Source organism: Terriglobia bacterium, from assembly GCA_036496425.1.
Classification (GTDB): Bacteria; Acidobacteriota; Terriglobia; order 20CM-2-55-15; family 20CM-2-55-15; genus 20CM-2-55-15.
On record DASXLG010000220.1, the window covers coordinates 1 to 24039 of the forward strand.

Consider the following 24039-nt stretch of genomic DNA (forward strand, 5'->3'; position numbering starts at 1 on the left):
TCGGTTACATCCGCAATAAATCCCTCCAGCCGCGGCGGATTCCGGAACGCATCGAATTCCTCCTGCTTGCGATACGTCACAATGACGTTGGCGCCTTCTTCAAGAAATGCTTGCGTGACGGCGCGGCCCAATCCTCCGGCGCCGCCTGTCACCAGAACATTTCGATCTGCGAATCTTGGACTCATCGCTCAATACCTCGGCCTCCACATTATCAAAGTCTTGAAGGCACAGATATCCAAGCTCGATCGATTCTCAGATCAGCGGCTGTCTTTCAGGGCTTCGACCAGACTCAGGTAGGGATCTATCGCTTTGCCTTTCCACCATTCTTTCCCGGGCCCGAGCTCGAAAACGGCGAAATGCAGGTGTGGCGCCCGGGCGTCCGCGTCACCGGTGGAGCCCACATAACCGATGATATCGCCAGGCATGATGTGCATGCCTTCACGCAGGCCGTCGGTATAACGGTCCAGATGCGCATAGTAGTAACAGTATTGGCCGGCTTCGTCGAATTCGTAGATCGTGTTGCCGCCGGCTTTACTCAGGAACAACTTGCGTATGGTTCCAGGGACTACCGCGTGTACAGGTGTGCCACGCGGAGCCATGATGTCGATGGCTTCATGCGGATGCCCGTTATGAACTTCCTTGAACGTGTCGTGGAGATCACCCGGTTTCAATCCCTGAAGCGGTGATCCGAGGTGGGCGAGGGACTGGGCGAGCCACAACGCAAGCATAGCCGCGAGCAGGCTCATCCGTCATTCCTCGAGAATCGCCGGCGTTCCGCGCACGACCATGTGCGATAGATCCAAGGCGTCCCAATTTGTCAGGCGGATACAGCCATAAGATTCGCCGTGACGGACACGGCCGGGATCGGGCGTTCCATGAATGCCGTAGTGTTTCTTGGAGAGTCCCATCCACACGACGCCGGCCGGGTTCCTGGGGCCCGGAGGCAGCTTCGCTTTGGCTTCGTCGGGACTCGCGTTCCAGAAGTGTACGGGATCGTAGTAGAACCACGGATAGCGCTGCACGACATTGATGGTCCAATGCCCGATCGGCAATGGGTCGTGCTCGCCGCCCATCGTGGCGGGATACTGCGCCAGCAGTTTGTTGCCGGCTGCATATGCCGAAACCGTCCTCTTCGATTTCGAAACCACGACGCGAACGGCGTGCCGTACCGGGCCCCGCTCGACGGCAGGAACTTCGATGGCCTCGCCGGCCTTGTCGAAGCTCTTGCCGGGATTCAATTCGGCAAGCAGCCGCCGCGACAGATGAAACTTCTCGGCCAGTCCCTCCGCGGCCGATTCGTATCCCATCCAGTTCAGGCGCGCCTGCTCTTCAACATCCTTGGGAATCGTCATAAACGGACCGTGAACATCCGCCGCCGAGATCGTGTAGGACTTGAGCAAAGGCCGTTGGTCTTCGTTCAGCAATTTCCACATCTGCGGCCCGATAACGCCGTCCGGTTTCAGATCGTGCGCTTCCTGATAGCCTTTGATTGCAATCCCCAGGTCTGTGCCATAGTGGCCGTCGATCTCGCCCGGGGAAAACCGGGCTCGATCCAGGAGGATTTGCGCCCGCACCACCCGCATTGCGGAGGCCTCGGGCCGCACCTCGGCAGTGTCCGATCGATCTTCAATTGCCTTTGGAGTATTAATGGAAATGGCGGCCAGTCCAGCGTGTAGCCCGAATGTGAGCAGAATTGCTGTGGCCGCCGCTAAAAGCCGGCGGTTCCAGTTCATACCTCATTAGCTGCACGCTCCATGCCGCAGCCCCGGCATATCTGTGCTCATGCGTGTCAGAGCGGCGGGAGATCCAAGCGGCCTACAGCTTCGGCTCTATTGTATGATCTCGGCGACTTTGCAAGATTCATAAAGGCCGTCAGCAGGTTTCTTTAATGGCTGTTTTTATCGACGAGCCGCTGTCAATGCCGGGGAGTTGGAATCGAGCGCGTCCAGCTTGGCTTGCACCGGAACGATCGACTTGGCGAACTCGGCTTTAATACTGCCCTCGATGGGGAGCGCAGGTTCACCCTTCTTCAGCGAGGGAACAGGATTGATCGGGGTGCCGTTCTTGGCCATCATGAAGTGAAGATGCGGGCCTGTGGCCAGGCCGGTCTGTCCCACCAGGCCCACCAGTTCGCCTTGCTTGATCGCATGACCCGGCTGGACGCCAGCCGCAATCTTGGACAGGTGGCCGTACCCACTGGTTAGCCCGCCGGCGTGCTTGATGCGGACGAGATTGCCGTATCCGCTATCCCATCCCGCAAAGGTAACCGTTCCGTTTGCGACCGAGACGACAGGGCTTCCGGTCGGGGCACCGTAGTCGGTGGCAAGGTGGGCGCGTTCCACTCCAAGAATGGGGTGCATGCGGCGGCTGGTAAAGCCAGAAGTGATGCGCGGCGTAAATTTCAAGGGCGAAGCCAGAATGGCGCGCTTCAGCGAAACACCTTTCTCGTCATAATAGGAATCGCTGAACAGGTAACCGCGGTAACGGCGCCCCGAATTCACAAGCTCAGCGGCTTCAACCCTGCCGTATTTAACGAAATTGCCGTCGTGCAACGACTCCTCGACGATCAGGCGGATCTGGTCTCCCGGCTGGATCTCGTTACTGAAATCGACTTCCCACTGGAACATTTCGGCCAGTTCGGTCGCGAGGTATTCCCGCTTCGGCAGATCGCCAAGCGCTTCCCAGAGCGAAGTGTGAATCTCAGCGGTGATGGTTTTTTCCCGGGTCTCGAGGTCCAGCTTTTCGACTTTGGCTTCGTATGAGTCCGTCGCCTTATGGACTTTCAGGACGCTTTCATCGTCGATTTTGTATTCGAATGCTTTGAGCGTCCCGTCGATCTCTTTCTCCAGCCGGAACGCATTGCCGAACCGGAGCTTCCTCAGGTCGAAGACGGGTTTCACAAGATCCGCCACTTCGGTGGCAATCTGGGCAGAAACGTCGTAATCGACCAGTGTCGCGACCAGGGTCGTGTTCTTATGAATCGTGTCTTCAACGACTTCGGTCTTGGGAACCGCGGGGACGGGCGGAAGAGTCAGAAGCGGAGGGATAGAATCGATCTTGTAGTCCCAGTAACGGGGCACCACAGTGATGAACACCGCAATCAGCAACGACCAGATCAATCCCGACTTTCGCCCTGAAACTCCCACTTCAACCTCCGAAACGCAAATAGCCTAAGTACTATAAACCAGAGGACATCCCGGAGGAAGGGGAAGAAACCATAAAAGACTCATTGGAAGTTACATCATCCGACGTTTCTGCATTGCAAATTTGAAATGCAGAAACGTCGGATGATGCAACTTCCAATAAAACTTCTTGTGGTTCCTTCCACTATTGGTTGAGTAACCGGTCCAGGACAGGGACCGGAACCGCGCTTTCCTTTAAAGCCTTCTCGTGGAAGTCCTTGAGAGAGAAGTTGCTGCCCTGTTTCTGCTTATAATGATCGCGGGTTTGCAGCCAGCCCTTCCATCCTGAGTAATACATGGGCAACTGGCAGGATGACAGTTTTGCGCGCTGGAGCTTGGCGGTGGCCTCTTCCTTTTCCTGGTAGGTGTCCTTGATCATCAGATCGAGGGCCTGCTGGTCCGTCATCCCCATGGTTTGCAGGCGGACATCAAGAATGGTGTTCGCGAGAACTCGGAGCAGCTGTTTGTCCCAGGTCAAATGCATTCCCTGGCTGTTGTCCGGATATCCCTGATCGGTCATCAACTGCTGCGTATAAACGGCCCAGCCCTCTATATAAGGACCGTTGCCGAATACATCCCGCAACAGACGCCGCGATTTGGGCTGGACGTCATTCGCATATTCGAGTTGAACATAGTGACCGGGCATGGCTTCATGCACGGTCAGCTGCTGCAATCCATAGTTGTTATATTCCCGAAGTTTCGATTCGACGCGATCCTTCGGCCAGGTCTTGGGAATCGGAGTGATCCAATAGAATGCGCCAAGTTCCGGCTCTAAAGGAGGAGCTGCGTTAAAGCCGCCGACGGCATAGATACCGCGCATGAATTCCGGTGTCGGTATAACTTCAAGATTGGCACGCGGCGGCAGCGTCAGCAAATCCTTTTCCCGCACAAATGCAGTCGCCTCCGCCAGATCCTTCTTCGCCTGATCCAAATAAGTATCCGGCGCCGCATGCTGTTTGGCGATATCGTTAAGCGCCTGCTCGACGGTCTTCGGAGCAGCCAGCTTTTCCATTTCCTGGCGCGTGGTCTGGAGATCGGCTTCCGCTTCGGCAAGCAACTGCTCGGGCGCCTTCCCCGTTACCAGCGTGTACTCGAACTTGCGCGCATAGTTTTCTTTGCCCAGCCGCCAGTCGCTCGTTTTCTTCGAGAGGTCCTTCTCGAGGAAGGTGGTGAAATCTTTCAGCGCCGCGAGTGCAGCAGTTGCTGCGCGTTCGTAGTCGGCTTTCTGAGGATCCGGCACCTTTGAACGCAGTTCCTTATCGATCAGGTCCATGTTGCCGTCATTCTCTTCTCTCGCGACCTTATTCCAGATCTCCGGTGAATCCACCAGGTTGGCTTTCGCCTGCGCGAAAAGGGTGGGAAATTTCTCGAGCCGTTTGATGATCTGGCCAAAACGCATATCCAGGGGGGCATAGTTCAGAACAGAAGGTTCGAATAGGGCATTGCCGGCCAGTTCGACATAAATGGTGGGATTGTGCTTGTAGCTCTGAATCGTGGTCAGGTCGAGGAGGTAGAGATTGAGATCGTTCTTCATGATTTCAAGGTCCGCCTGTTGCTCCTTATCGAGGGAACCCGCGTTCCACCCATTCACACGAGTCTGGAAATCCTGATAGAACTTGCGCTGCGCGTCCATGCCGGCCGGACTGAAATCGTCGATCATTTCGTCCAGTTGGACCCCGTTGTGCACGTGGTATCCCGTCTGAGTGGCGCTCACGGGCGACAAAGCCAGGCTGCCGTAAAGAAGATCATCGGTAAGCTTTTCGAAATCCTGACCTGCCGGCGCCGGGCTGCCGGCAGGAGTCTCGGTTTTCGGACTGCCGCAACCGGCGGACAGGAGTACCAGAATGAACAATAGATGTCGTTGCATGCTCTAACTCCTCCAGTGAGTTATAGTACATATTCATAATGCCTCGAAGCTTTTTGCTGGCGGGATTAGTTGCACTTTTCGCGACGCAGACCGCTGCTTTGCACGCACAGAGGCGTGTCCCCCGTCCACCGTCGGCAAGCGCACCGGATCCGTTGGGGCTGTCGGAACCGGAATCTGTCCACTCCATCCTTCTACTCTACTCCGGGAAGACGATCTCCAAAGCCAAGGCGGAGGAGCTTGAGGGCGAGCTTCGAAAGACGCCGGAAAAAATCGATGCACGGCTCATTTTAATAGGTTATTACAGCGTCAATACCCGTACGAATACCGACCATGCGCGGCTGAGGGAGCATGTTCTCTGGATGATTCAGCATCATCCGGAACATCCGGCGACGGCAGAGCCCAGCCTCCGCGATCTGCCCGATGACCACGACGGAAACGCACAAATCCTCGACCTGTGGACGAAGAACATCGAATCCCATCCTGATGATCTGGCCGTAATGAAGGACGCCGAGAAATTCTTTTTCAGCAAGGATCCGGCCGAAGCCGATCAACTGATCCATCAGATTTCAGCCAGAGAGCCGGACAACCGGCAGTGGCCAACCGAACTCGCTCAGTTGTATCGAATGTCCGGCATCCCCGGCGAGAACATCGGCGATCCGGCGGCGGGAGCGATCGAATCCTATAAGCGAGTGCTGGAACTGACGACGGCTCCGGCGGCGCGGCAAACTCTCGCCGGAGACATGGCTCAGGATGCGTTTAAAGTCGGCGATCTGCCTGCTGCGGCCGCACTCGCGAAGATCTACCTTCAGGGCCAGGATCGCGCTGCCCCACAGCGGGCCAACACGATTCTGGGCCGCGTCGCGCTGCGCTCGAACGACATTCCCGGCGCGGAGCAATACCTGTTCGCTTCGGCCGGTCCTGCCGCCGAAAGAGACATCGCCGTTTCAGGTCCGATCCTGATCCTGGCGAAGGAACTCCTGGAAAAAGGTGAACGCGACGCCGTGCTCGGATACCTCGGGAAGTGCCTTTCATTGTGGCCGCGCGGCCAGGACGCTCTCGAGATCTGGATCGCGGACATCAAGCGCGGCGGTACACCCAACTTCGGAAATCTCGGCTTCTAATGGCCCCTCCAGTACCCGGCGGCGATCTTTTCTGGCGAGCCGCAGATCAACATCAGCGGCTGAACGAACTTGCCGGCGTCCCCCCGGACATCAAGGAAGAACCTCTGAGGCGGGACGTCCGCTCGCTCGGCCACCTGCTTGGAAACGTCATCAGGGAACAGGAAGGCGAACCGCTGTTTCTGAAGGTCGAGACTCTTCGGAAGCTGTCCATCGCTCACCGCGCAGATCATGGCGGTTTTGGCCCCGCACATGAAATCATCCGCGGTCTTTCGACAGGCGATGCAGCGGCGCTTACCAAGGCTTTCAGCATTTACTTCGAGCTGACGAATCTGGCCGAGACCAACCATCGCAAACGCAGGCGGCGCGCCGCGGAACTGGCGCCTGACGCAGCGCCTCAACCGGGAACATTCAAAGGGACGCTGGTTCGGATCCGGAAAGCTGGAATGACACTGGACACCATGCTGGCAGCATTGCGGCAAATTGTCGTGACACCGGTTTTCACGGCCCATCCGACCGAAGTTGCCCGCCGGACGGTGCTATGGAAAAGAACGCAGATTTCCGAACTGCTGGAGGCCATCGACGTCCTTCCACTCGTTGACGCAAAGGCCGCAGAAATCCAGGAACAGATCGCTGCGGCGATCACGGCTCTCTGGCAGACCGAGGAAGTGCGGCGCAACCCCCCATCCGTCTTTGATGAAATCGACATGGGCCTGGACTACAGCCGTGTCCTCCTGGAAACCGTGCCCGGCTTGTACGACGTTCTCGCTCAGGATATCCGCGATATCTGGGCAGCGCCTCTCGAATCTCCGGAGCTTCCTCGCATGCTTCAGTTCGGTTCCTGGATCGGCGGCGACCGCGACGGCAATCCCCACGTCACACCGGAATGCACGGAGAGAGCTCTGAATGCCGCGCGCCATTCCGTTATCGCGTTCTACATCCAGATGATGGACGTACTGCGGCGGCAACTCAGTTCATCGATCACACATGCAGGTGTATCGAGCGAGCTTCAAGACCAGCTGAAGCACTATTTGAACTACCTTGATTTCGAGATCGCGGACAGACCCGATGAGCCATACCGCCAGTTCGCCAGCTGTATCGCATTCCGGCTGAAACTCGCGCTCGACCAAAAAGACGATCAACGCGGTTACTGGTTCGCAAGCGACTTCCTGAGCGACCTGAGAATCATGCGTGAGAGCCTGCGTGCCAACAAAGGCGGACGGCTGGCGGGATTGCTCATCGATCCGCTGATCCGTCAGGCGGACACTTTCGGTTTTTACCTTCATACGCTCGACATACGGCAGCACGCGCGCGTTCATGCCGCGGCCTTGCAAGCGCTTAAAGACGACCGGCTGAAAACGGACGATGCGCGCGACCTGCTCGACACCTTGCGCACGATCGGACGGCTTCAGCAGGCGTATCCAGCGGAAGCTCTCCAGAGCTACATCATCAGTGGCGCCACCTGCGCCGAAGACGTTCTCTCATTTAAATGGCTTGCGGAATTGGGAGGCATCGACCCGGCGCGCCTGCAGCCCGTTCCTCTGTTCGAATCGATCGAAAGCCTTCGAGCCAGCGCAGATGTCTGCCGCCGGATCTGGCGGGATCCCGCATACTCCAAAATGCTCGACAACTGCGGGCGCAGGCAGGAAGTCATGCTGGGATATTCCGACTCGAACAAGGACGGCGGCATGCTCACCAGCACATGGGAGCTGTATAAAGCGCATGACGCGCTCCATCGCTGCGCCGCCGGATGCGGAATTCAGCTCAAGCTGTTTCACGGCCGCGGCGGAACGGTCGGCCGCGGCGGTGGACCAACGCATCAGGCGATTGTGGCGCAACCTCCCGGCGCCTTCACCGGACAGCTCAAGATTACCGAACAGGGCGAAGTCCTGAATTGGAAGTATTCCGACCGCATCCTCGCCGAACGCAACATCGAATTGATGATTGCAGCAGCGCTCGAGGCCTTGCTGAGGCCCAGCAGTATTCCATTCAACCCGGAATGGGCAAGCGCGATGGATAGCATGTCGAGCGACGCATATGAGTACTACATCCGGACGATCCGCGATAATCCGGACACGATTCCCTATTTCGAATCTGCAACGCCGGCAACCGAGTTCGATCTTGCGAAGATCGGCTCGCGGCCGGCGCGGCGAAAACCGAGCCGGGACCTGGACGAGCTCCGCGCCATTCCGTGGGTTTTCGGTTGGATGCAAAGCCGGCACGGGCTGCCCGGCTGGTTCGGCGTCGGATATGCGCTCGATCGTTTTCAGGACCAGAAACTTTTGAATGCAATGCTTGAGGGATTTCCTTTATTCGCCGATCTGGTCCGTAACGTCGAAATCGCCCTGGCAAAATCGGACATGGCGATCGCGCAGCTTTATTCCGAACTGGTTGATGACGAGACACTGCGTCATCGGATGTTCGGACTGATCAAGGAAGAATTCGCGCGCAGCAACGAAGCTGTTCTGCGCGTCACGAATCAAAAAGAGCTGCTGGAAACCAATCGTGTTCTCGCCAGATCGATTCGTCTGCGCAATCCTTATGTCGATCCGATGAGCCTGATTCAGGTGGATCTGCTCCGCCGGAAGAGAACCGGGATGGATACTCCCGAGCTGAGGAACACCCTCGCAGCGACAATGCACGGCATTTCCGCGGGCCTGCGCAATACGGGCTAAAACCCCGGAAATGTAAAAATCATAAAAATTGTGGACGAAGGTGTTCTGGAAGTGTATCCTTGCCGACCGCTGCGGCGTATTAGCAAGTGTAAGAAGAAAGCAGAGCTGTTACATAACCGTAATACATCTTATAAAGGACGCAAACAATGACACTTCGACGCACAACTCAGTTCGCACTTGCCGCCTTACTGGCCATTACTTTAACCGGGTTGACCGCCCATGCGCAGCAGTTCCACAGCACGTCCGCAACCTCGGTGCAGGACCTCAATCTCTCTGATGCCCAGGTATTTAAGATCCAGGCTCTGTTGATGTCCCAGACTGCGAAGGTCCGCACCCTGGCGCAAAACGTTCAGGCGGCACAGGATACGCTCAGCGCAGCCATCGCCAAAGGCGATCCGACACTGACCGCCACGGCTGTACTTTCGCTTGACGCAGCAGAGAAAGCCTTGAAAAACACGGAGTTAGCCAATCAGCGAAATCTGATGGCCCTGTTGAACGACTCCCAGAAACAGGTCGTCAAAGATTATTCGATCAAATCGATCCCCGTCTCTGACTAATAAGAAACATTCATACTGAGTAGTAGAACAAAAAGCCCGTTCGGAAGAAATCCGAGCGGGCTTTTTGTTTTTGTCTATTTCAACATGGGGGTGTTGATTTCCCCCACCTTCGGGCCATTGACTGCCCCGCGCCCGGGAAACTAAAGTACTCACCGGACAATGGCAGTAGACAAACAATACTGGATTTTCAGCCCTTTACAGGACACGACGCTGGTCATGTTTACCCCGGTCCTGATCCTCCTCGCATTTGCCGCCGCACAGTATGGAGCCTGGATGGACGGACTGCTGGCGTTTGCCCTGGTGCTGGCAATGGGTCACTACCTTCCGGGCATGTTGCGGGCGTACGGAGATCGGGCTTTATTCCGCCGATTCCGGACCAGGCTGATCGCGGCGCCGCTTTTCATCGTTACGGCGACGACCTTGTTTGCCTACCGCAATCTCCACGCGGTTCTTCTCCTGACCACGATCTGGGGAATGTGGCACTGGATGATGCAGTCCTACGGATTCGCACGCATTTACGACGCGAAATCCGATTCAAGCGCGAGAATGCCCGGATGGCTGGACCAGGCTATTTGCCTGTTGTGGTTCGGAATGGCGGCGTTCGTACTGCACAACGATCTGCCGTCCTACGTCACGAATTATTACGAGAGCGGCGGCGCCTACATTCCAGCCTCTGTTTTCGTCTGGTTCACGCGTGCCTGGGTTGCGGTAACGACTGCGGCCACGGCCTACTATGTCGTCCAGATCGCTAAAGCGATGCGCCAGGGCCATAAGCCGAATCCCTTGAAGTTCATCTTCATCATCGTCACGTTTGCCTACCTGACATACACCAACTCCGTCGTTCAACGGCCGAAGATGGGGCTGCTGATGTTTGAAGCCTGGCACGATGTCCAATATCTCGCGATCGTGTGGTTCTTCAACCTCAGCCGCACGCGCAAGAACCCCGAAGCCGGCTCCTTCATTCGATTCTTTTTCCGCCCCAGCGCGCTGATGGCCGCGGCTTATGTCGCGCTATGCCTGGTTTTCGGAATGCTGACACATGCCTGGAGCCTGTTTCACAACGATATCATCGTGCGCATTGTGGCTTCGATCGTGACCTCGGCTGCGCTGCTGCATTACTACCTCGATGGGTTTATCTGGAAGATTCGTGAGACCGGCACCGGCGAAGCCCTCGGAGTACGTACGGCCACGGAACCCGCGCAGTGGGTATCGCTGACCCCGGCCTGGGGATGGCAGGCTTTGCTGTGGCCGCTCTTCATCGTGCCCGCCGTCATCCTTGGTGCGGTGGAATCGAGAGGAGCGGTGCCGCCGATGCAGGTCTACGAAGACGTCTACGACGCGTTTCCGAATTCGCCTCTGGCGAATTATCAGATTGCGCGCCAGCTTCAGGAAGAGGGCCAGCTTCGCGAAGCGAAAGTTCATTACGAAAAGGCGCTGGCACTCGGACCGGACATGCTTCCGGCTCACATTTTTCTTGGGGTCCTGCTCGCCGACCAGCAGGATCCCGCGGCAGCACGGCCGCATTTCGAGCGGGCGCTGAAAACGGATCCCCGGAATTCCGAAGTCCACAACGATCTGGGAATCGTATTGGACGAACTGGGGGATCTGCCGGGAGCGAAATTCCACCTTGAACGCGCCGTCGCTCTGGATACCCGGTACTCGCTTGCCGAAGACAATCTCGGGATGGTGCTGGCCAAAATGGGCGACTTCGCTGGAGCCCGGATTCACCAGGAGCGGGCGGTCCAGATCGATCCGCAGTTTGCCGACGCGCAATATCAGCTCGGAAGCACCATGGCTAAGCTGGGAGATCTCGACGGCGCGGTAAAACATTTCCAGGAAGCGCTTCGACTCGATCCGGAGCAGCACCTCGCGCACAACAGCCTCGGCGAGGTCCTCATCAAGCAGGGCAGGATTCCGGAAGCAAAGACGGAGTTCGAACAAGCCTTGAAGATCCGCCCGCATTACGCCGTCGCCGAGCAGAACCTCGCGTCAATTCAATAAGCTCGTCATCCGCAATGATCATTCACACCGCTTCGTCTCGCGATCACCTTTCCTGAAGACTGCACCTGAATATCGGTGAGGGCTTGCTTACTGGTCGTCGGGACATAGATGAACATCGATACCGCCTCGCAAATCTCGATGGCATCGTTGTGTCTCGATTTCCGCGTGGTGACCACAACGGTCGTTCCCGCCGTCTGAATCGAATCGATCGTATCCAGCCAGGCGGTTTTCGAATCTCCGAAGTTTTCCTGGAGGTACGTCATGATCGCCTGCTCCTTCGAAACAGGCACTGGAACGAAGGAGTTGGCGATCATGACGAGCAGCAGGAAAATCCCGCAGAAGAACACAAATGTCAACGCCTGCTTCTTCTTCATTGTGTAATGCTGCGCGCTGCCGCGCTTGCGCTCCGCCTGCGCGCCGCGACACTATATCATCCTGTGAACGGACCGACTTTTCGGAGGCCAGCGCTTATGAAAACGAAACTCCTTGCCCTCGTGTCTTTCTGTTTTCTCACCTATGCCCAGGGCCGCGGATTTACCGTCGATCAAGTCCTCGGCTTCCCTTCGCCGGATAACCTGATCGCTTCACCAGTGGGTTCGACCATCGCGTGGACGTTCAATGAGCGAGGCGTCCGCAATATCTTCGCGGCGAGCGGTCCGGGATTTGAAGCACACCACGTGACGGAATACACGCAGGACGATGGCCTGGAACTGACGCAGCTGGCCTTCTCGCACGACGGTAAAGCGATCGTTTATGTGCGCGGCGGCGATCACGGAAACACGCGCGGAGACCAGCCGCCTCCGAATCCGGCCGGGCTGCCGGTGCAACCGCGGATCCAGATTTGGTCTGTTCCGGCAACAGGCGGCACACCCAGGCTCATCGGCGACGGAGACGAACCGGCCCTCGCGCCGGATTCGGACCGTGTCGCATTTGTTCGAAATCACCAGGTCTGGATCGCTGCTCTCGATGGATCGAAACAACCGCAGCAACTTTTCTATGCGCGCGGAAACAGCGGATCGCTCGAATGGTCGCCGGACGGGAGGACGCTGGCCTTCGTGTCGAACCGGACGGACCACAGCTTCATCGGGCTCTACGCGCCGGATCAGCCAGTCCGTTTCATCGCGCCGTCCACCTCGCGTGATACGCAACCCGTCTGGTCGGTGGACGGCAGAAAAATCGCATTCCTGCGCCAACCCGGAAACGGCGGGACGCCTCGCTCGCCGCTCGCGCGAGTGGATACACCCTGGAGCGTGATGGTCGCCGCTATGCCTTCAGCAAATCCGGAGAACATTCCGGCAACGCCCGTCGTCATGAGCGGCGAATCTCCTATCGATCCCATCGTGCAGAATCCCGGCGGGATCGGAATTCGTTGGGCCGCGGACGACACGCTCGTCTTCATGTCATATCGGGATGGATTTCCACACCTGTACGCCCTTCAACATCCCGGCGCAAACACCCCGCCGAGATTGCTGACCCGTGGCTCATTCATGGTTGAACAATTCGTACTGACGCCGGATCGCCGGTCGATTGTTTTTACCGCGAACACGGGCCCCGATCCGAACGACATCGACCGTCGTCATCTTTATGCGCTGGCGATCCAAGGGACGCCGCAACACGCGCTTACCAGCGGAACAGGAATCGAGTGGAGCCCGGTAGTCACCGCCGGCGGGCGGGTTGCATTCCTGAATTCGAGCGCGCAACGGCCGCCGGCGCCGGCGGTACTTCCGAGCACTGGCGGAGGAAACCAGATCAATGTAGCCGGCAACCTCTTGGCCAGGGACTATCCCAGCTCCGAACTCGCAACCCCGGAACTCGTCAGTTTCCGTGCCTCGGATGGAGTCGAAGCGCACGGCCAATTGTTCAAGCCGGCCGGCGGCGCGGCCCGGCGCCCTGCAGTCGTCTACATTCACGGCGGAGGCCCGCGCCAGATGTTGCTGGGATTCCATAATCGCTGGGAATATGCGAACGACTATGCAGCCAACGAATATCTGGCGAGCCGCGGCTTCATCGTCCTCTCGGTGGATTACCGCTTAAGCGTCGGGTACGGCCAGGCGTTTCAGTTTGCCGAGAACACGGGAGCGCGGGGCGCAGAGGAATACCGGGACATTCTGGCCGGAGGCAAGTATCTCCAATCGCGGCCAGACGTCGATCCGAATCGAATCGGCGTCTGGGGAGCCTCATTGGGCGGCTACCTCACGGCACTCGCTCTCGGACGCAACTCCGATGTTTTCGCCGCGGGCGTCGATGTGCACGGCGTCGAGGACCGGCTCCCTGCCGTGAACACCACAACGCTCGCTCATGCCATCGTCGGCGACGGCATCACCGAGGCGGATTTGAAAAAGGCGCTGCAGGTGGAATTCGAATCGTCCCCGATTGCGGCGATCAAGACCTGGAAGTCGCCGGTGCTGCTGATCCACGGTGATGACGACCGTACGGTCGAGTTCCATCAGACGGTCGATCTGAAGCAGCGGCTCGTCGAGAGAGGCGTGAAGGTCGAGGAGCTTGTGCTGCCCGATGACGTGCATGACGCGCTTTTGTGGAGAAATTGGAAGACGTCGATTACGGCGATGGCGGAGTTTTTCGAGAGGACTCTCCAACCGAAAAGCGGAAATTAGCAAAGGATCTTATTGCACCATTGCAACATTGGAAGTTTTTGCAGTTCTAAAGTTGAAATTCAGGTCGTAAGTTTTAGTTTTTTTGACACACTTGTTTAGCCGCAGATGACGCAGATGGGGCACATTCTAAGCCGTCTTGTTGCGCCCCCATCTGCGTCATCCGCGTCATCTGCGGCTAAACAGGTTTGGTTGCGGCATAGCCGCGCTATGCCTTTTGTGGCTAATTTTCAAATATATCCATGGGACACAGCGTCAGGCGTTCGCACATCCCGCCCGTAACGAGATAGGTATTCTCCACTCCGACGCCGCCGAGACCCGGATAAAACACTTTCGGTTCGACAGCGAAAACCACTCCCGGCTCGAGCGGCGAATCGAACTTCGGAGCGATCACTGGAGTCTCGTCCAGCTCCAGCCCCACGCTGTGCGCGACAAAGCGGACCTGGTTCTCTCCGGCGCCCATGAAATGTCTTGAGAACGGAGTTTTGGCCACGCGGTCGAGAATATCCTGGTAGATCCGGCTGGGTATATTCCCCGGCCGCAGCTGGTCTTCAATCCAGCTGTTCAATTCCAGAATGTACTGATGCGTGTCCCGCATCTGCTGCGAGACGGAGCCTACCGAGTACGTTCGGGAGCCATCCGCGATATATCCGGCATATCCGCCGCAGATATCGATCATCACCGGCTCGTTGCGTTTGAGCGTTCTGCGGCTGCCCATCATCGGCGCCGCCGGATACAGCCCGCGCACGCCGACGGGCCCATCGAAGGCGTGCGGATATGCCGCCGTCTCGGCAAAAGAAACGGCGCCGTAATGCATCTCCATATTGAAGCGCCGCACGCGCGTGAAACCCTGGTGCCCTGCCATCCGCAGAACGTACTCGATTCGCGCTGCCAGTTCGAACTCCGGCAGTCCTTCGTGCAACTGCGACGGGATGTCCAGGAACATGGTGTCGAGCTGCTTTGCCGCGCGGCGGATGCATTCCACTTCATAAGGCGTCTTGACTCCGCGGGCATTGCGGACGGGAGTGGATCCATCGACGATCTTCGATTTCGCAAAATGCTTCGATACCTGTTGAAACGTGGCGACAGGGAGGACATCCGTCTCGAAGCCGACGGTCTCGCCCGGATTCGGAATCAGCGCCGGCAGATCCGAATACGTCTTCAAGGGAACGATGTTCCTGACTGCCGATTCGGTTTTCGCCCGTTCAAAACTCTTCCGGACCGCCAGTAACGGCTCGCCCTCGCGCGGAAACCACAAGACGCCGTTCTGCAATGTGCCTGTCAGGTAGAACTGATCAACATTCTGCAGAATCACCAGCGAATCACAATCCATGAATCGCCGGACCTTTACCCATCGTCGTTCGAGTTCTTCGCGCGGCACGTACTCCGTGAGTTCCATGAAGCTCATGATAATATACGCGTCGGCAAAGTGATCGGGAACAGGAACACAAGAAGCACAAGAGGCACAAGATGTTTTGCGCCTCTTGTGCTTCTTGTGTTCCTGTTTTCCTGCGCTCACGCACCGCAGCCACCGAAGGCCGGCCCGCCACAGCGCATCATCTCCATCGTGCCGAGTGTTACAGAAGCGCTCTTTGCTTTCGGCCTGGCAGACAAGGTGATCGGAGTAAGCAACTTCGATCGCTTCCCTCCGGAGGTCGAAACAAAGCAACGAGTCGGCGGGCTCATCGATCCGGACATCGAGAAGATCATCGCGATGCACCCGGACCTGGTGATCACCTATGGAACACAGGACGGTTTGCAACAACACCTCCGGGCTGTGGGCATTCCGACCTTTCCTTACGTTCACGGAAACGTCGAACAGACGCTGCAATTCATGCTGGATCTTGGAAAGGTTGCCGGCGCGGAAGAGGCTTCACAACAGATGGTCCAGGGACTTCGCAAGACGTTCGATGATGTGCGTGCCCGCGCACCCGTCGTGGCGCCCAAGGTTCTGCTCGTCCATAGCCGGGAGGCCGGCACGCTCGGGTCTTTTTACAGCGCCGGCCGGCGCGCCTTTCAGCACGACCTGATCGAGATGGCGGGTGGCCGCAATATTTTCGGGGACGTGGATCAGGAGACGATTCAACCCACGCTGGAAGACGTCATCAGCCGGAAACCCGACATTATTGTGGAGACACTGACACCGCCGGTCGATCCTGCTGCCGCCGCCCAACGCAAAAAGGACTGGGAAAAGCTCGGCTTGGCGAAAGGCCGGATCTATATCGAAGGAGAATCGTACTTTCTGGTCCCAGGCCCGAGCCTTGGGCTCGCGGCACAAAGACTATCGGAGATTATTCGGGGGAAGTAGGGATTCGGGGCCGAATTGGAGGTTGTATCATTCGAGGTTTTTCCAGTTCTCAATTTGAAATGCAGAAACCTCGAATGATACAACCTCCAATAGGGTCCTTTAGGATCAGATAGCGGCTCTTACACCCCAAGCCACCAGGTGCAACTCATCCACCTGTTCCACCTTGAACTGCGGCAGACCGGCGGCATCCAGTTGCGCGCGGACATCATCCACCGTATATGCCGCATGGAGCGAGGCAACGAAGTCGCGCTGGAGGATGTCCGGGGCGTCCTTCGCGTGCGCATTCACCAGTCGAACCACGCTGTCGTGATCGGGAGGGCGGAGCAGATCGACCATCAGCACCGGTGATCCAGGCTTCACGCACTTCGCGGCGGTTCTCCACAAAGCGACCGGATCGCCGAAGTGGTGAAGCAGGCTGTTGCAGATGATCGCGTCAAACTCTTGCGTCTCAAGCGCCGCATCCGGCAGAAAATGATTCACGAGCGTGATGCGGGACTCGAGGTGCTCCTGCTTCACTCGCCGTCTGCCGTACGCCAGCATCGCCTCGGAGCCATCGACGCCCACAGCGACGACCAACGGAAAGGCTTTCACAAACCGCACGGTTACGTCTGCGGGCCCGCATCCCAGGTCGAGCGCCTGGCCGCTGACAAACTTCGGAAACCTTTCGCGGAAATAGCCGGCAATCTTTCCGTGCGATTCACTCCAATCTGCCGCGGCATATGCCGCGGCCTGATCCTGTTCGTCCATCAATTCAGGTTCCGGTCTACGTTCCATGAACTGTGAGTAGTACCTCATCCACGGAGATATCTTCAAGGTTCGATTTCCAGATGACTCTTGCGCGGCGCCCGATGGGCCCCCATGTCCGCGGATCTGTCGGTCCGAAAAGCGCGAGGGTCGGGCAGCCGATATAGGCGGCAAGATGGGTGATGCCGGAATCATTGCCGATGAACATCCGGCAGCGCGCGATCTCCCTCATGAGTTCAACGAGCGGCAGTTCCGAAGATATCCGTCGCGTTCCGGGCAGACGGCGCTGCAGTTTCGGAAAGTACGGCCAATTTTTCGCGCGGCTGCCGCTGCCGGGATGGATCAGGATCTCCCCGTCCGTGGAATCCCACAGGTCCGGCAGATCCGGCCTCCCCAGATGCAAAGTCCGCAACAGATGATCCGCGGCATGACCGGCTGCGGGAAAGGGCTGCTCGCATGCCACGTTAGGAATCCCCGAGGCACGCAGATTGTCGGCGAGGACCGGATCTTTCATCCAGACAACGGCGGCATCGAACTCCAGATCCGGGAGTTCCGGGAGGGGCTCGTAAAAGAGGCGCGACCAGGGCCGGGTGTCGATGGAATAGGTTGCATCGACCGCCACGAAGGCTCCTGCCAAGGCCAGCGTGGAGGCGTTGCCGACCAGTGTAAACCGCGCATTCGAATGGACTTTCTGTATGGCAGCCAGAGCCGGCAGATTGAAAACAAAGTCGCCGACGGCACACATCCGAACGACCAATATTTTTCTCATTCTTTACAAAACCCGCGCCGGGCGTGGACTTCAAGCCGCTTCACCCTTGACGGAGGTCCGGATTATCGTTACAATGTTGTGGTTTCGGTAGGAATTAATGGATACATTTGAGATAGGCGATAAAGTTGTATACCCCAACCACGGTGTTGGAATCATCGAAAAGATTTCGAATCGCTTAGTTGCAGGTAAATTCGAGCGATTTTACCTCCTCAGGATCTGTTCCAACGACATTCTCGTCATGGTGCCCACGGCGAACGCGGGAGACGTTGGGCTTCGTAAGATCATAGAGCGCCGCGACGTCGAACAACTCCTTTCGTTTCTAGCAAGTAATCAATTCTTCAGCCAAAAAGACTGGAAAGACCGCTTCAAGGAGAACTCCGAGAAAATGCGCTCGGGTTCGATTGCCCATGTTGCCGAAGTCTTTAAGAATCTGGTGTATCTTAGCAGGGTAAAGCCACTGTCGTTCCGCGAAAAGCGGATGCTGGATCGAGCTCGATTCCTCCTTATTTCCGAGCTTTCCACGGTCATGAATCTGGCCGAGCTGGAAATCGAGGACCGGATCGAGAAAGCCGTCACGAAAGCGTGCGGCAAAGTTCCAGTGGCCTAAAACCCACTCCTTAATGGTTACGATCCTAATTCTGCCCCTGCTTGCCTTTTTTCTGTTGTCCGCGTTCTTTTCCCTGTCCGAAACGGCAATCTTCGCAAGCAACAAGTATAAGGTCCGGCACCTTGCATCTCAGGGCAATAAGCCGGCGCAGACGCTCGCCGCCTGGCTGGAGTCTCCGGAAAGACTGCTGGCGACGCTGCTCCTCGGAAGCAACTTCGCCAATATCGGCGCGGCGACCGTCTCGGCTGCGATTGTCTCGCGATTTGTCTTCAGCCCCCAGGCACTCAACATTGCGCTCGCCGCCGAAACCATCGTTCTGACCCTCCTGATTCTCCTCTTTTGCGAGCTCGGACCGAAGGCGCTGGCAGCGCGATACCCCGAACGGATCGGCATGAGAGTGGTGCTGCCGATCGAAGTCGCCATGCGGCTGTTCTATCCGGTGACAAAGTATGGAATCAAGATCGCCGGCCTTTTCTTCCGCAGTGTGCGCCACATCCCGGATGCGGCAGCCGGCGCGTCCGACGCGGAACTGCGGGCGTTGCTCAACAGCAAGACCCAGGAACATGCGCGAATGCTTGAACGCGTTCTCGAATTTTCCGAACGGCAGGTCAAAGACGTGATGGTCCCGCGAATGGAAGTCACCGCGATCGACATCAACACGCCGTTCGAGGACATGCTGCTCATTGTCGAGAGCACCCGTTATTCGCGTTTTCCGATCTACCAGGGCGTGCTGGACAACGTCGTCGGCATTTTGCACGGCAAGGACCTGATGCCCTATCTGCATCATCCGAAAACATTCCGGCTGTCGCAGCTTCTGCGGAAGCCGGTTTTTGTTCCGGATACGGCGCGGCTGAACAATGCCGTGCGGCTGCTTCAAAATGCCCAGACCCATCTTGGCATCGTCGTCGATGAACACGGAGGCGTCGAAGGCATCGTGACACTCGAGGACCTCATCGAACAGATTGTCGGCGAGATTCAGGATGAGCACGATGTCGAAGTGGATTCCGTTGCGCCTCAAGCCGACGGCAGTATGCGCATCGATGCCAGCATTTCGGTCCGGGAACTCAACGAAAGACTGACGCTGAACATCCCTGAAAACGGCCAGTATGTGACGCTGGCGGGTTTCCTGCTCGCAAGATCCGGACACATCATGAAAGAAGGGGAGGAAATCGTCTTCGAGGATTGCGTGTTCCGCGTGGAGCAGATGATCGGCCGCCGCATCATGCGCGTCCGGATGACGCGGGTCGTTCCTGTCGGTATTCCCAAACCGGCGTAGGGAGTTGCCCCTAATCCCCCTGTCGAATCTTCGCGAGGATGTCGAAGAATGAAGGGAACGAAATCCCGACGCAACCCGGGTTCTTGATTGTGACCGGCCCGTCAGCAACCAGCCCGGCGACCGCAAAGGCCATCGCAATGCGATGATCCCCGAAGGAATCGACCACTCCGCCGCGCAGGGTCTGCCTTCCAGGCACAAACAATCCGTCCGGATACTCTTCCACTTCGGCGCCCAGAGCACGAAGGTTTGTCGCGACGGCGCGGATACGATCGCTTTCCTTCACGCGAAGCTCCGACGCATCACGGATGCGAATACCGTTCTGCGTACGGGTGCCGAGGACAGCGAGGACAGGAATCTCGTCAATGACATTCGGAATCCACGAACCGCCGATCTCCAACCCGAGGATGTCCGAATTCTCGACGATAATATCGCCGGCCGCTTCGCCGCCTGCGGCCGACAGGCCGGCAACTGCAATCCTGGCGCCACGATCCTCGAGAAGATGGACCAGACCGGAGCGCGTCGGATTCAGCCCGATATTCGTCAGCGCCAGGCGCGATCCCGGAACGATCAAGGCGGCAATGATGAAAAAAGCGGCCGAGGACGCATCTCCAGGCACGGTGAACTCCCTGCCGCGCAGCGGATGGCCGCCGTCAATCTCGATCGTGTTCGGGGACGTCCGGATGCGGGCTCCGAATTCCGCCAACGCAAGTTCCGTATGGTTGCGGGAAGGAACCGGCTCGTAGACGAGCGTCGTGCCAGCGGCATAAAGGCCTGCAAGCAGCACACACGATTTGAGCTGCGCGCTGGGAATAGGCAGCGTGAAGTCGATCGGCTTGAGACGGCCGCCGCTGACCTTCAACGGCAGATAGTTGTCGTCTCTGGCCTCGATCGACGCGCCGAAACGCCGGAGCGGATCGATAACCCGCTTCATCGGCCGCCGTGAGAGCGATTCGTCACCTGTGAATTTAGTTTCGAAGGAAAAGCCCGAAACCAGGCCGGCCATGAAGCGGACCGTCGTGCCCGAATTGCCGGCGTCGAGCCCGGCGGCTGGTTTCTCGAGACCGTGAAGCCCGCGGCCTTTTATGGTGACCGTCGAGCCCTGTCGATCGATCGTCACGCCCAGCCGGCGGAGACATTCGAGCGTGCTGGCGCAATCGGCGCTCTCCGCAAAATTGCGGATGACTGTCGTTCCCTCGGCAATGGCCCCCATCATCGCCAGACGGTGACTGATCGCCTTATCTCCCGGAACTGTTGTGGCCCCGCCGAGTCTCACGGCTGGCGTGATTTCCAGACGATCAGCATGTGACATATGCCTCAGGGTAGCATGGTCATTGACTTTGAAAAACCCTCGTGTTACCAAGGTTCGATGACTTCGAAGCCCAGGAGCTTCCAGCTGACAATCCCGAGCCGGCTCGAAGAGATGGAAACAGTTCATAGCTTGGTTCAGCAGGCCATCACCGAATACAAACTGAGCGACGACATGGCGCACTGGATCGAACTCACGATAAGCGAGTCGATGATCAATGCCATTCAGCACGGCAACAAAGCCGATCCCGCCAAGCAAGCCACTCTCAAGATCTCATCCAATGGAGACAGCATCGAAATCATCGTCGAAGATCAGGGCGGCGGATTCAAAATGGACAAGGTTGCCGATCCCACCGACACGGCTAATCTGCTGAAGCCCAGCGGACGCGGGATCCTGATTATTCGATCCTTTATGGACGAAGTGGATCTGTCGCAGCGTGAGGGCGGCGGATGCCGGCTTCGGATGGTCAAGAAGCTTCGGGGAGATGCCGAATGAGCCTGGTGCTCAAGCCGCGGCGCCTGGACGACGTCGTCATTTTAGATCTCAGCGGCCGCATTACCATGGGTGAGGGCACGCTTGTCCTGCGCGGACATATTCAGAAGCTGCTCAGCGCAGGCGACCGTAAATTTCTTCTGAATCTTGCGGACGTCAACTACATCGACAGCTCGGGCCTTGGCGAACTCGTCAGTTCGTTTACAACTGTCCGCAACCAGGGCGGGCTGCTCAAGCTGCTGAACCTCACAACCCGTGTGCAGGACCTGTTGCAGATCACAAAGCTGCTGACTGTGTTCGAAGTCTTCAACAGCGAGGCCGAAGCGCTGAAGACCATGAAGTAAACCGCGATCACGCCGCGGTTAATGATGAATCATCGGACGCCGGCGCGGCCGGCGCGACCGTTTCTCCCGCAGTCTGGACGGGCGGATACGGCTTCAGGACCTCGACGAAATCCCTCACCTCGCGTCCGAATGTCCGCAGCGTGCGTTTTGCGCTGCCGATAGCCGCGGCTCTCAGGATTTCCGTACTCCGGGTCATCCGCTCCACCCTGGGATCTTTCTCTTCCGGGCAGATCGTCGCGATGTTGATTCCGTCCGGCACGGGCTCGAGTCCCAACACGATATCGCGTACCGCGTTCTCCCTCACATGAGTACCGCAGAACGCCTTCATTAACTGAGAACTGCCGCGCGCGCATCGCATATTGAAGAGGCGCTGTTCCAGCCGGCTCGGAACACACTCTCTGAAGCTGGCGGGGCGGGTCAAAAGTACCAGCAGGTCCGTGCATCCGGATGCCATTGCCTCCAGCACAGGCAACGGATTGATCAATCCGCCATCGAAGCAGTCGCGGCCGTCGACCGGAACAAGTCCGTTGTAGAAGAGCGGCATGGCTGCGCTCGCTTTCAGCAGGGTGAGCAACGGCGTCGAACTGGATTGGGCTTCCGTCAGGAAGGCTTCGCCTGTACAGGCATCGGCGATCGTAATCAGCAGCCTGGATCGCGAGGCAAGAACCTTGTCGACACGCAACGGGCGTTCGCAGGCGATGATCGAGTTGAAGAGATCATCGATGTCGACGATCTTCCTGTGCCACAACCGGCGAATGAAGCGTGTGTTATTGATCTTTTGATAGTAGATCGTCGTGGCGTAAGCGGCCTGGCCCGCCAGAAAATATGCGGCATTCACGGCTCCCGCGGAGGCGCCGTAGACCTCGTCGAATAAATGCGTCATTCCGAGTTCTTCAAGACCCATCAGTGCGGCGCACGAAATGACGCCTCTCATGGCGCCGCCCTCGACGATTAAACCGACCTTGCGGCCATCAGCAGGCGGTTTGCCCCGCTGCCACCAATATGCCCGCTCATTGAGCAAATCGATTGTGCCGCTGGGATTTACGCCATGAATCATTACATCCATGTACCCTTCCCCGTTCTCTATGTTGCAGTTCAGATTCCTTATGCAGCGCCTAAGTCTATTTGGACGTGGGGGCCCGACTTTTGGATCTATACTTTATGACTATGCGCGAGCCCCCTTTGTTCTTATCGCCAGTGTATTGTTGGCTTTCCCGTCATCCGGCCACCTGGAATCCCTGCCGGGCACGACTGCCGACGGCGCGCATTGGCGGATGGTAAGCGAGCTTTCCGAGAGTGGCGGCCGATTCCAACAGCAATTCACGTCGAACGAAGACTCGTTCCAATCGGTCATCCCTGCATTGAAAGACGGCGGGGTGTGTAAAAACGGCTTCATCGTGGACATCCGGCGCGACTAGGGCCGCTCAGATTTCGCCGATCGCCGCCGGCCGGAAACGAACGGGATAGCGTATTAATTAACAACGATGAAAGTTCTCGGGAAAATAGCTCTCGCGGCTGCCGCTTTGGGCGGGGTGGCAGCGGTATGGTTCACTATCGATTTTCGGCGGCCGGTCTCCGCGGACATTCGAGATTTTGATCCGGCAGAGGTGGCTCGGCTGGACACCGAGATGTGGCGGTCGTACTACGCGAAGGAGCATCTGAAGCTCTTCAACCAGCTCATCTCTCTGTTGCGCACGCAATATCGCATGACGGCAACGCAATCGTATGTTGCCGCCTTTCACGCGGCGAAGAGCGCATTTGTTTTTAAAGACGGGCAAACCCGGACAGACTATGAACGCGCCCTCCCGGACCTGCTCGACTACTATCAGGCGATCCGCAAAGTCAGCAAAACTCCGTTCGACGTCCAGCGGGCGGCCAGGCTCGAACTCGCATGGTGGATTGTGCATCGGCAGAGATCGCGCCATGCTGCCGGGGACCTGGATAGCGCGCTCGCCAAGCTCGCCGGCGAACTCTATCAGCTTCCGGCAGCCAGATTCGCCGAACATGCGCGATACCGCGCCGAGGCCATGATCATACGCGATGATTCGACCGAACGCGGCCAGCTGACCGAAGCAGAATGGCAGCATATTCACGATCTGCTTCAGCGCTCCTGGCTCTCGCTTTGGCAGGCAGTGAATGCTCCGTACCAAACGAAAACCTGAGGTTTTTAGCCGCAGATGA

General features: G+C 57.7%; 23 protein-coding genes. 12 read left to right on the plus strand and 11 right to left on the minus strand.

Translation table 11 applies throughout. From position 1 onward, the window contains the following. The 5 genes from VGK48_15865 to VGK48_15885 all read right to left on the minus strand — a co-directional run. A partial coding sequence (locus VGK48_15865) for an SDR family NAD(P)-dependent oxidoreductase (GenBank protein HEY2382650.1) occupies window positions 1-185 on the minus strand: 185 nt, incomplete at its 3' end. A gap of 72 nt (window positions 186-257) precedes the next feature. Further along, complete coding sequence (locus VGK48_15870; protein ID HEY2382651.1) at window positions 258-746, minus strand: M23 family metallopeptidase; 489 nt, start codon at window positions 744-746, stop codon at window positions 258-260. A 3-nt stretch (window positions 747-749) separates the two neighbouring features. Then, complete coding sequence (locus tag VGK48_15875) at window positions 750-1733, minus strand: L,D-transpeptidase family protein (protein ID HEY2382652.1); 984 nt, start codon at window positions 1731-1733, stop codon at window positions 750-752. 165 nt (window positions 1734-1898) lie between these two features. After that, the gene (locus tag VGK48_15880) at window positions 1899-3146 is read right to left on the minus strand and encodes a peptidoglycan DD-metalloendopeptidase family protein (GenBank protein ID HEY2382653.1); all 1248 of its coding nucleotides are present in this window, start codon (window positions 3144-3146) and stop codon (window positions 1899-1901) included. Window positions 3147-3327: 181 nt separating this feature from the next. Further along, window positions 3328-5049, minus strand: coding sequence for a DUF885 domain-containing protein (locus VGK48_15885; protein ID HEY2382654.1), 1722 nt, complete (start codon window positions 5047-5049; stop codon window positions 3328-3330). 38 nt (window positions 5050-5087) lie between these two features. On the opposite strand from VGK48_15885, the gene VGK48_15890 reads away from it, so the two are divergent. The 4 genes from VGK48_15890 (at window position 5088) to VGK48_15905 (ending at window position 11400) form a co-directional block, all read left to right on the plus strand. Next, window positions 5088-6170 (plus strand): hypothetical protein, encoded by a 1083-nt coding sequence (locus VGK48_15890; GenBank protein HEY2382655.1) that lies wholly within the window; start codon window positions 5088-5090, stop codon window positions 6168-6170. Beyond that, window positions 6170-8842 carry a phosphoenolpyruvate carboxylase gene (locus tag VGK48_15895; GenBank protein ID HEY2382656.1) on the plus strand — a complete coding sequence of 891 codons (2673 nt, stop codon included), beginning with the start codon at window positions 6170-6172 and terminating at the stop codon, window positions 8840-8842. The genes VGK48_15890 and VGK48_15895 overlap by 1 nt, the downstream gene beginning before the upstream one ends. Before the next feature lie 146 nt (window positions 8843-8988). Next, window positions 8989-9399: a hypothetical protein gene (locus VGK48_15900; GenBank protein ID HEY2382657.1), complete on the plus strand. Its 411-nt coding sequence runs from the start codon at window positions 8989-8991 to the stop codon at window positions 9397-9399. Between the two features lie 159 nt (window positions 9400-9558). Continuing rightward, window positions 9559-11400, plus strand: a complete 1842-nt coding sequence (locus VGK48_15905; GenBank protein HEY2382658.1) for a tetratricopeptide repeat protein — start codon at window positions 9559-9561, stop codon at window positions 11398-11400. A 5-nt stretch (window positions 11401-11405) separates the two neighbouring features. On the opposite strand, the gene VGK48_15910 is transcribed toward VGK48_15905, so the two are convergent. Next, window positions 11406-11774: a hypothetical protein gene (locus tag VGK48_15910; protein HEY2382659.1), complete on the minus strand. Its 369-nt coding sequence runs from the start codon at window positions 11772-11774 to the stop codon at window positions 11406-11408. A 96-nt stretch (window positions 11775-11870) separates the two neighbouring features. Here VGK48_15910 and VGK48_15915 point away from each other — a divergent pair, with 96 nt between their 5' ends. Then, complete coding sequence (locus VGK48_15915) at window positions 11871-14015, plus strand: prolyl oligopeptidase family serine peptidase (protein HEY2382660.1); 2145 nt, start codon at window positions 11871-11873, stop codon at window positions 14013-14015. Window positions 14016-14235: 220 nt separating this feature from the next. On the opposite strand, the gene VGK48_15920 is transcribed toward VGK48_15915, so the two are convergent. Next, window positions 14236-15420, minus strand: coding sequence for a Xaa-Pro peptidase family protein (locus tag VGK48_15920; GenBank protein HEY2382661.1), 1185 nt, complete (start codon window positions 15418-15420; stop codon window positions 14236-14238). An 87-nt stretch (window positions 15421-15507) separates the two neighbouring features. On the opposite strand from VGK48_15920, the gene VGK48_15925 reads away from it, so the two are divergent. Further along, window positions 15508-16320, plus strand: coding sequence for a helical backbone metal receptor (locus VGK48_15925; protein ID HEY2382662.1), 813 nt, complete (start codon window positions 15508-15510; stop codon window positions 16318-16320). Window positions 16321-16425: 105 nt separating this feature from the next. Here the strand turns inward: VGK48_15925 and VGK48_15930 are convergent, their stop codons facing one another. Further along, window positions 16426-17094, minus strand: a complete 669-nt coding sequence (locus VGK48_15930) for a class I SAM-dependent methyltransferase (protein ID HEY2382663.1) — start codon at window positions 17092-17094, stop codon at window positions 16426-16428. Continuing rightward, on the minus strand, window positions 17084-17833 hold the full coding sequence (locus tag VGK48_15935) for a glycosyltransferase family 9 protein (GenBank protein ID HEY2382664.1): 750 nt from the start codon (window positions 17831-17833) through the stop codon (window positions 17084-17086). The genes VGK48_15930 and VGK48_15935 overlap by 11 nt, the downstream gene beginning before the upstream one ends. A gap of 97 nt (window positions 17834-17930) precedes the next feature. Between VGK48_15935 and VGK48_15940 the strand changes: the two genes are divergently transcribed. Both VGK48_15940 and VGK48_15945 read left to right on the plus strand, forming a co-directional pair. Next, on the plus strand, window positions 17931-18440 hold the full coding sequence (locus VGK48_15940; protein ID HEY2382665.1) for a CarD family transcriptional regulator: 510 nt from the start codon (window positions 17931-17933) through the stop codon (window positions 18438-18440). Window positions 18441-18453: 13 nt separating this feature from the next. Beyond that, window positions 18454-19716, plus strand: coding sequence for a hemolysin family protein (locus VGK48_15945; protein HEY2382666.1), 1263 nt, complete (start codon window positions 18454-18456; stop codon window positions 19714-19716). 10 nt (window positions 19717-19726) lie between these two features. Here the strand turns inward: VGK48_15945 and aroA are convergent, their stop codons facing one another. Next, entirely contained in the window at window positions 19727-21025 is a 1299-nt protein-coding gene (gene aroA / locus VGK48_15950; GenBank protein ID HEY2382667.1) for a 3-phosphoshikimate 1-carboxyvinyltransferase, read from the minus strand. Between the two features lie 57 nt (window positions 21026-21082). Here aroA and VGK48_15955 point away from each other — a divergent pair, with 57 nt between their 5' ends. Both VGK48_15955 and VGK48_15960 read left to right on the plus strand, forming a co-directional pair. Then, window positions 21083-21517, plus strand: a complete 435-nt coding sequence (locus VGK48_15955) for an ATP-binding protein (GenBank protein ID HEY2382668.1) — start codon at window positions 21083-21085, stop codon at window positions 21515-21517. Beyond that, window positions 21514-21858 (plus strand): STAS domain-containing protein, encoded by a 345-nt coding sequence (locus VGK48_15960; protein HEY2382669.1) that lies wholly within the window; start codon window positions 21514-21516, stop codon window positions 21856-21858. The genes VGK48_15955 and VGK48_15960 overlap by 4 nt, the downstream gene beginning before the upstream one ends. 7 nt (window positions 21859-21865) lie before the next feature. On the opposite strand, the gene VGK48_15965 is transcribed toward VGK48_15960, so the two are convergent. Next, window positions 21866-22924, minus strand: coding sequence for a patatin-like phospholipase family protein (locus tag VGK48_15965; GenBank protein HEY2382670.1), 1059 nt, complete (start codon window positions 22922-22924; stop codon window positions 21866-21868). A gap of 139 nt (window positions 22925-23063) precedes the next feature. On the opposite strand from VGK48_15965, the gene VGK48_15970 reads away from it, so the two are divergent. Together VGK48_15970 and VGK48_15975 are read left to right on the plus strand one after the other, a co-directional pair. Then, window positions 23064-23276 carry a hypothetical protein gene (locus VGK48_15970; protein HEY2382671.1) on the plus strand — a complete coding sequence of 71 codons (213 nt, stop codon included), beginning with the start codon at window positions 23064-23066 and terminating at the stop codon, window positions 23274-23276. A gap of 66 nt (window positions 23277-23342) precedes the next feature. Further along, entirely contained in the window at window positions 23343-24020 is a 678-nt protein-coding gene (locus VGK48_15975; protein HEY2382672.1) for a hypothetical protein, read from the plus strand. Window positions 24021-24039: the final 19 nt, after the last annotated feature.